The 7,915-nt window shown below is 47.2% G+C and carries 9 protein-coding genes; 3 read left to right on the top strand and 6 right to left on the bottom strand.

From position 1 onward, the window contains the following. Window positions 1-22 precede the first annotated feature (22 nt). The 3 genes from HRE53_RS27470 to HRE53_RS27460 form a co-directional block, all read right to left on the bottom strand. Window positions 23-919: a hypothetical protein gene (locus HRE53_RS27470; RefSeq protein ID WP_235111734.1), complete on the bottom strand. Its 897-nt coding sequence runs from the start codon at window positions 917-919 to the stop codon at window positions 23-25. A 112-nt stretch (window positions 920-1,031) separates the two neighbouring features. Continuing rightward, window positions 1,032-1,790 (bottom strand): hypothetical protein, encoded by a 759-nt coding sequence (locus tag HRE53_RS27465; protein ID WP_235111733.1) that lies wholly within the window; start codon window positions 1,788-1,790, stop codon window positions 1,032-1,034. Between the two features lie 504 nt (window positions 1,791-2,294). Continuing rightward, complete coding sequence (locus HRE53_RS27460) at window positions 2,295-3,035, bottom strand: hypothetical protein (RefSeq protein WP_235111731.1); 741 nt, start codon at window positions 3,033-3,035, stop codon at window positions 2,295-2,297. A gap of 116 nt (window positions 3,036-3,151) precedes the next feature. Here HRE53_RS27460 and HRE53_RS27455 point away from each other — a divergent pair, with 116 nt between their 5' ends. Beyond that, window positions 3,152-4,045: an Rpn family recombination-promoting nuclease/putative transposase gene (locus HRE53_RS27455; RefSeq protein WP_235111730.1), complete on the top strand. Its 894-nt coding sequence runs from the start codon at window positions 3,152-3,154 to the stop codon at window positions 4,043-4,045. Here HRE53_RS27455 and HRE53_RS27450 read toward each other — a convergent pair. Next, window positions 4,040-4,891, bottom strand: a complete 852-nt coding sequence (locus HRE53_RS27450; protein WP_235111729.1) for a site-specific integrase — start codon at window positions 4,889-4,891, stop codon at window positions 4,040-4,042. The two genes, HRE53_RS27455 and HRE53_RS27450, sit on opposite strands and share 6 nt — an antisense overlap. Beyond that, a complete protein-coding gene (locus tag HRE53_RS27445; RefSeq protein ID WP_235111728.1) occupies window positions 4,812-5,453 on the bottom strand; it encodes a phage integrase N-terminal SAM-like domain-containing protein in 642 nt (213 codons plus the stop codon). The genes HRE53_RS27450 and HRE53_RS27445 overlap by 80 nt, the downstream gene beginning before the upstream one ends. Window positions 5,454-5,744: 291 nt before the next feature. Between HRE53_RS27445 and HRE53_RS27440 the strand changes: the two genes are divergently transcribed. Both HRE53_RS27440 and HRE53_RS27435 read left to right on the top strand, forming a co-directional pair. Further along, entirely contained in the window at window positions 5,745-6,665 is a 921-nt protein-coding gene (locus tag HRE53_RS27440) for a DUF4351 domain-containing protein (protein WP_212666895.1), read from the top strand. 186 nt (window positions 6,666-6,851) lie between these two features. After that, complete coding sequence (locus HRE53_RS27435; RefSeq protein WP_212666896.1) at window positions 6,852-7,160, top strand: DUF1816 domain-containing protein; 309 nt, start codon at window positions 6,852-6,854, stop codon at window positions 7,158-7,160. 491 nt (window positions 7,161-7,651) lie between these two features. Here the strand turns inward: HRE53_RS27435 and HRE53_RS27430 are convergent, their stop codons facing one another. After that, complete coding sequence (locus HRE53_RS27430) at window positions 7,652-7,909, bottom strand: hypothetical protein (protein WP_212666897.1); 258 nt, start codon at window positions 7,907-7,909, stop codon at window positions 7,652-7,654. Between the last annotated feature and the right edge of the window lie 6 nt (window positions 7,910-7,915).

Genomic DNA, 7,915 nt, shown 5'->3' with positions numbered 1-7,915 from the left:
ATGTTGAGCCCAATCGGAGGCATTATTGAGGGGGGTTTGATAGGGGTTGAAGTTGATGGGGGGTTGTCCCAGCGGGGATTTGGTCCCCTAGGGTTTCAGCTTTGAGGGTATCAAAATCAGGAATCCCCACCACCTGCTCTTCCACGATTTGGGGAGGGATGAGATTCCCATAGGTATTGTTGGGAGCATTGAGGGTGGAATAGTTGGCGGAGACGGCAACGGCATTCTCAACTAACAGGGGACGGCCATTGCCATCAAGGACGGGTTGGCCGAACTCATCGAGCTGAACGGGTAGAGCAGGTCTGCCATTAATCGTGAAGCCATTCCCGGCATAGATCAGGGCATCATCACTCAGATCTAAGGGGTCACCATCAAAGTCGCTGTTGCCATTGATAGTGACTGTTCCTTCAGCCCGGACGGCAAACCCGAGATTGGGAGAGGAGGTGGCTGCTGTGGGAACGTAAGGATCTACGACTAAAACTCGTTCCTCTGGCGTTCCAGGCTGAGAGGTAGCGGTTGCTGGAGCTGGAGAGGGTGAAGATTGTAAGGAGAAACTCGTCGAGGTGGGGGTTCCGACTAAGGGGCCTTGGGTTGTTCCCGTTAAGGCATCTCCCGTTAAGGTACTGAACTGAGGCAGGGTCGTGGGTGTAGGCAGGGAGGGTGTGACTCCTCCTGAGTTGGGGATAATAGTAGAAGGCGGAGCCTGGATTGGGGCAGCACTTTGAAGCCCAAAGCGAGAGGGGTCAGGAAACCCTGAGCCACTGGCCGATGGTCCTCCCCAGGACAGACCTAACATCACGTCTAAATCCGTGAAGTCTCCCAGTAGATCTGCTTGGTCCAGCAGCGAGCTTCCTAGGAATCCTTCCTTAGGAACTAATCCACCACCGATGCCACCCGAATGGGAACGACCGTTACTCATCGTTATGCCTTCTTAAAAAAATGGATCACAAACTTTCCCTAATCTGTGCCAACGGTGGAGGTCAACTCTTGCCGTTGGCGCAGATTAGGGAGATACAGAAAAGGGAGCGGAACTAGACGATTGCGGGGAGTTCCTCAGCGGGCTCTGCAGTGGGAATGGCATCCAAACTTACTGTGGAGGAATCTAGGTTGTCTGCTTGAGCAGTGAGAAACTGCTCAACAACAGTCCGATAATTCCCTAAATTACTGGGCCAATTTCCCACGAGTTGCTGAACCTGGCCTAAGCGATCTGCGGCAGCAACTTCTCTCAAATCGGTTTCAAAATTGCCTGTAAACATCAGGATGGGCACCTGCTCTCCTTCAGGGAGTTGCAGTGCGGCTTCTTGGACACCTAAGTTCAGGCGGTTGTCTTCAAAGGTGTACATCAGATTCAGACCGGCTCTAACAGGAGCGGTTCCCTGCTGCTGCCAAGGACCAGGGGCAAGAAGCGTGTTGAATAAGTAGTCATGGGCACTCTCTGCACCACCAGTGAAGGTGACATGGCCTCGGAAATTAACGCCTACAGCTTGGTACTCAATGTTGCGGAGGATTTCAGAAAAGCGTTGGGCCACTCCGGCAATTTGGATTTCGTCTTCTGCTTTATCACGCAGAGATTCAACAAATACGGTCTGGTTGGGGTGGGCCACAATGTTGACCCCATTTTGGAAGCTGACCTGTGACCCTTGGGGTTGGCGAACAGGCTGCTGAGCTAATTCCCAAGCTTCAGGGATGATACCGCTATAGTGCAGAAATTCTGGGTTTAATAGAGTCGGATCTTGACGCTTAACGGCGAGGACGAGAGCGAGTTCTTGAATTTCTAGAGTCTTTTGCATGTGGGTATGGACCAAGTATTTAGTAATGAGTAGAAGCGGTCAAAACCACTCAGGCGCACAGATCGATTCCACAGCTATGGATCTATGAATAAGCAGCAGGCTCCGCACAGATCTAATACTGTGAAAATATACAAATCTAGAGGCCAGCATGGTTGACCATGAGCCAATGGTGACGTTGTTGCCTGATGTCCCCCACATCCCTGGTTAGCTACCCCAATGGATTGGGCAGCTCAGCCAGTGTCAAATACCACAACGAACGTATGAATGCTGAAAAATCAACAATATAGAGTTGTTTTTCTCGATTGACTAATTAATCGTTCCCAACATAACAAGGGAAATTAACATCCGCAACACAAAAAAAAATTATAAAAATACCTGAAGGAGTCTTTCTCCTTTTTTTTGCTGACGAAGTTGTCAGTTTTAAAAGCAACAAAAAATGACGGTCTGGCTAAACGAATCTAAAACCTGCTGGATGGAGTCGGAGTTATCCCCATTTTAAACCCTTTACGAGCTTCCTCTCTCCTTCTCGGCTTGGGTTGACCCCTTTATAATCCGCTGCAAGAGAGATTGAATTTCCTTTGACTCTCTGGCGGTAATATCAACCTCATAAGTCTGATTAAATGCCTCTATCGCTTGATGGTAATCAATATCTGACTCAAAACTCTCCTCAAATAACGTTCCATCCCGACATCCGTAGAGAATAAAATTAGAAGCGACTTGTTTAAGGAAGGCAGATGGAGAGATTTTACACACCCATGTTGAAGCGCCCTTGAGATATCCATAGAGATAGCCAATAAATTTGTTGATCGCTTCAGTTGGAAACTCAAGCTCATAGGGTGCACGGTAGGCATCAATGTTATACCCTCTAGCCCCCTGCTCTAGGAGGCGATAAAGTGGGAAATCGACGCAACCCCGATGATCCAAGATTCTCAACAGATAAAAATACCGCCCCTGTTTTTGGGTTAACATCATCAACAAGGGAAAACTAAATGAACCTTTCCATGGATCATATTGATTAGACGTCTTCCCAAACAGGGCTTCTAAGGTAAGGAATGCTTCAGGTAAAGTGAGGCGATCTGGGTTGCAATGTTCACTTAAGGCGAGCTGAAACATAAACCCAGCATCTTGTTTGATGGGTAGGCTATGTTGACGTAACTGCTGATACTCGTCATCCCCCAAACGCCATAGGTTGAATTGGGTGTCCTCTAGCTTAAATGAAATCTGATCTCGGGTTGAGTCGGTCATAACCGTACGATGAGTTGCAACTATTCAGGACAGATGATCTCTTCTATCCCATCCAGTAGAATAACCGGAAGGATGTAGAGCGATCTTCAATGGGTTGCTGTCTCAAGGCTGAGGAAATGCCCAAAGTTTCAGACATTGGTGGTAAACGATTACTGGGACTGGCTCCTGATGCTTGGGCACAGTGGGTTACCCAACAAACTGACGTCATTGCACTTGAAATCCTAGGGTCTGAATTTCAATGGGTCAGCCGTGAAAATGATGTGCTGATGAAGGTACAAAGCCCCATTCATGGGGAATTCTTGATCCTCACTGAGCTACAACTGCGCTATACGGACAAAATGCCCTTGAGGATGAGAGCCTATGCTGCTCTGGCCCAAGAACGGTATGGCTGGCCAGTCTATCCAGTGTTGGTCAATATCTTGCCCCACTCTGCCCAGATTGAGGTGAGCGACCGCTTTGAGTCGAATTTCTTGGGCCTTCAGGCCCGGCAAGATTTTTGCGTGATCAATCTGTGGGAGGTCGATGCTGAAATTGTCTTTGAGCAGTCTCTGGATACTCTGCTGCCTTTTGTTCCCGTTCTCAAAGATGGAGGCAACCAGCAGACCGTCAAACGCGCATTGGTGCAGCTCCAGCAGAATCAGGAATTAGTTGAGCTAGAATCGTTATTAGGGTTCTTTGCCAGCTTCGTTCTAGATACAGAGCTGGTCCAACAGATTATGAGGTGGGACATGACCGTATTACGAGAGTCGCCCTGGTATCAAGAAATTCGGCAGGAGTCTTTGCAAGAAGGCCGTGAAGAAGGGGAACAGAGTGGCATTATCAAAGGGGAACAGTCCCTTGTCCTCCGCCTGCTCACCCGACGCATTGGTGACATTCCGTCAGAGACGCGATCTCAGATTCAATCTCTCTCCCTTGACCAACTCGAAACCTTGGGCGAAGCCTTGCTCGACTTTACGAAAACTGCTGATCTCATAACCTGGTTAGAGGAACACTCCACTGGGGCATCATGAAATGGCATCCCTTGACCCAGGGACTTCCTTGAGCCACTTGACTTTCACTGAGCAATCATCCAACTCCGCCAGCAGAGTTATATCCCACTCCATCTGCGAGAGAATCGCTGACAATTCATTGTCTTCCCCAACAACCGTCAGCTCATACTCATTCCCTCTCGGCTTGGGTTTGACCATCTGAAACTGACTCAGCACCCGCTCCTCGATCTCCTTTCTAACCTTGGCCTTTTTCTTTCCTGAAACCTCAACCGTCAGCCTCACCTGAACCGCATTCAAGGGCAGATCCACCGCAGTAATCTTGGGCCAGTTCGCAGGCTCATCAGTGACAACTTTAAGCTCAATTGCCTCTTCAGCCACTGGCACCTCGCTAAATTCAACCAGCTCTTCCAAAGACATGGGCTGTCGCTCCATCTCCCCTTTGTTTTCCAGAAATACTCCTTTAGCCGTCCGATACCTGACCTTCTGGGAATAGACCTCAAATGCCTTTACAGATCGCTGCCTCATCAACGTCATCGCCAGGTACGCATCCATGCCATTCTCAATCAGTTGGCTGGCATAAGTATGTCGTCCTTTATGGGGATGAATATCAGGCCAGCCTGCATCCTGAGCCAAGGCTTTGACCATCTTGTAAATCCCCTCATACCCCAATCGTTGCCCTTTATTGCGAGGACTTGTAGAGATAAATATCGGATCATCTGTCGTCATCCCTCCCTCACAGTCCGTCATCCGAACTCGGAGATTGGCCCGCAGTGCTTCATCGGTTTGCTCATCCACAGGCACCCGACCCACAGACCCATGCTTGGCCTGACGAATAGTGATTTCTACCCCCGTTATAATCCCTAGCATTAAGATGAGAGATTTCCTCAGCCCGCATCCCGGCAAACACCATCAGACACAGGATCGCCCGATCTCGTCTCTGTGTCTTCCGCTTCTCCAGTGCTTCAAAGAGTGCTTCTACCTGAAATAGCTCCAGATTCTTCCCTTCAGTCTCTGGCGTTACCGGAATACTGATCGCGGCCCCTGGATTGCCCTCAATGTATCCAGCCTTTTTTAGCCAGGTAAAGAAACTCTTGAGAGCCGTCAATACTGCCCCGACTGACCCCTGTTTTAACTGCCGACCCGACTCCAGATAAGTCTTGTAGCGCTTCAGATCGTTCATGGTAATCTGGTGCCAGTCCTTGTTCACCCAGTATCCGAACTGCCGTAAATGGCGTTCATAGTTGCGTCGGGTGTTAGCGGCCAGATTTTTCAGGGTCAGGAACTGTTCAATCCTGACTTGGCGCAAATTCCCCACCGCTGGCTTAGATAAGGGTGGCTTCTCTAAGGGCTGGCTCGCCTCTGGTTTTTCCGTGCCAAACTCAACGAGACGGATTGGCGGGATGTCGGAGCGTTGAGCGAAACGCGACATAAATTACTCCACAGAGCATAGATTCCAAGATCACTATATTAGATCTGAGGTTTTAATTCCAGATTTTTATCCAAAATCTGTATTACACAAAAACTTACACGAAAAAATGACTCTCCCAGACTCGTCTCTAGAATTCTTTCCCCGATTGACTTTGGAGATTCCGGTGTTCGCTGGTGGTCCTGGTCGGGCTGGTCTTTTGTCAGATCTGTAGGCCGCTTGACTCAAATTTATTGAGAAGAAACTCGGTGATACACTCAAGCAGCTAATCGAATGTGATAGATGGAGAAGCGGGTGACACAGCAAGGGTCCATTGACCACGATGGTTTGTTTAAAGAACTGATTGAAACGTTCTTTTGGGAATTCCTAGAATTGTTTTTGCCTCAAGTCTTGGACTATGTTGAACGTGGACCTGTGATATTTTTGTCCCAGGAGGTCTACAGCAGTATTGGCGCTGAAGAGAAGCGCATTATTGATCTTCTGGCTCAAGTTCAATTCCGAGGTCAGGAGAGCTATTTCCTCTTTCACATCGAACCGCAATCGTCTGATCAGCCTGACTTTGAGAAACGAATGTTCTACTACTTTGGACGATTGCATGAGAAGCATGATCTGCCCATTTATCCAGTAGTCATATTCTCTTATGACAGCCCTCGTAAAGCAGCGGAAAGTAGCTACAAAGTTGATTTTCCCGACTTCCAGGTCTTGCAGTTCAATTTCCAAGCTATTCAACTCAATCGATTGAATTGGCGGGACTACTTGAGACAGAATAATCCAGTGGCTTCTGCTTTGATGGCCAAGATGCAGATTGCTAGAGAAGATCGGCCCCAAGTCAAGGTGGATTGCTTGCGAATGCTAGCCACCTTGCAGCTTGATCCGGCGAGAACAGAGTTCATTTCTCAGTTTGTAGATACTTATCTCAGGCTGGAGGCAAATGAGGAGCAACGCTTTCAAGCGGAAGTTGATAGATTAGAGTCAGGAGAACGGGAAGCGATCATGCAAACTTTAACCAGTTGGGAAGAGAAAGGTTGGCAAAAAGGAGAGGCCACAATTGTTCTGCGTCAACTTCATCGGAAATTCAAAAAGCTGTCTCCTGAAGTTGAAGCCCAAATCCAATCCTTAGAGATTGAGCAGCTAGAGACGCTGAGCGAAGCACTTTTAGAGTTTGAAGGAATAGACAATTTAACCTCTTGGTTACAAAATTTGGAAACTTCCTGAACTAACTTGGAAGCGTAACAGATTCCTAGCCTAAGATCATTCAGTCAAAAAATTACAGGAATTTGCCAGAAAATAGATAATTACTCAGCATAGACTAGGAATCTGTTACGCTTCCTGATTCAATTATCATTATTGAGGAACTATATTTTGATGTCGCTACTCCAGACACCAAGTATTCTGTATAGAATGAAGGAGCAACAAAATATCACAGGTAGGATAATTGCTCTATTGAGTAACATTGCTGGATTAGTCAATTACTTGGGCCTAGCCTGGTGGGCTGAGATCAACACATCATGCCCTACTTGCACATACTATTTTGGCCCATTTATAAGTCGTCAGGAAGTGGAAGTAGCCTTGCCTGGTTATATTGAAGATTTAGAATCTGAACAAGCTGAAAATATTGTCACTAATATTCAGCGTTGCAAGCCGGCCCAATTGACCAACTGCTATTTTGACGATTCCCAAAACTTACAAACGTTTGAACTTCAGAGTTAGTATCAAATCTCTAGGCAATCTGTGGTTAGGTTGAAGGATTTTTAGAAATGCTGAGGGAAAGTTTAGGGCAGAGTCTAAGCATCATACAGTGATTGCAAGTCAGTACTATTACCACTCATAGTCGGTATAAGCAAATAACATCTTTCAGATTAAAACTGCCCATCATCGAATTATCTTGCTGCATAAGGAACCTTGCCTTATTGAGAGGAGCAGGATGATGATGACCTAAGACCGTTCAGAGAACATCGCCCCCTAGTATCACTGTAGTTGATTCGTCTGAATCGAACCTAAGAGATGGGGGGATTTACCATAGGGGCGGTCGGTAGTGCGCTAGCGAGGCATGGATCAATTTCCAAGAGGCAAGGGTAACACTTTTCCAATGAGATAAATCCTTAAAACCAATGTCTTGAATGGATTTCAGAGTATTTTGTAAAACTAAAAGTGTTACCCTCCTTTGGAGCATTCCTCATCCGCAGACATTGGGGTTTGTCTTACAAACTCTCTTTGTATTGATTGGGCCGACACTCAATCACCATATCCATAACGTCTGGCATCACAATGATGAGCCGCTCAACCCCAATATCTAATCGGGCAATGGCATCAGCTTCGTGAAATAAAATTTCTGGTTCACTTAGATGCTGACAGTGGATATAGACCGTCTTTTTGTCTGGCTCATAACGCAACTGGCTACCCTTACACCACGGAAACCGACGGCACAAGTAGTCTGATAATGCATGGATACAATTCATCAAGTA

The sequence above is a fragment of the Acaryochloris sp. 'Moss Beach' genome (genome assembly GCF_021497025.1).
Taxonomy (GTDB): Bacteria; Cyanobacteriota; Cyanobacteriia; order Thermosynechococcales; family Thermosynechococcaceae; genus Acaryochloris; species Acaryochloris marina_A.
Note: the sequence above shows the minus strand (reverse complement) of the source record. Positions and strands in the feature narration are given on the sequence as shown.

Coding starts and splice junctions, on each gene's coding strand:
- HRE53_RS27470 (WP_235111734.1), bottom strand. CDS start 919: ATGAGTAACGGTCGTTCCCATTCGGGTGGCATCGGTGGTGGATTAGTT.
- HRE53_RS27465 (WP_235111733.1), bottom strand. CDS start 1,790: ATGCAAAAGACTCTAGAAATTCAAGAACTCGCTCTCGTCCTCGCCGTT.
- HRE53_RS27460 (WP_235111731.1), bottom strand. CDS start 3,035: ATGACCGACTCAACCCGAGATCAGATTTCATTTAAGCTAGAGGACACC.
- HRE53_RS27455 (WP_235111730.1), top strand. CDS start 3,152: ATGCCCAAAGTTTCAGACATTGGTGGTAAACGATTACTGGGACTGGCT.
- HRE53_RS27450 (WP_235111729.1), bottom strand. CDS start 4,891: ATGCTAGGGATTATAACGGGGGTAGAAATCACTATTCGTCAGGCCAAG.
- HRE53_RS27445 (WP_235111728.1), bottom strand. CDS start 5,453: ATGTCGCGTTTCGCTCAACGCTCCGACATCCCGCCAATCCGTCTCGTT.
- HRE53_RS27435 (WP_212666896.1), top strand. CDS start 6,852: ATGAAGGAGCAACAAAATATCACAGGTAGGATAATTGCTCTATTGAGT.
- HRE53_RS27430 (WP_212666897.1), bottom strand. CDS start 7,909: ATGAATTGTATCCATGCATTATCAGACTACTTGTGCCGTCGGTTTCCG.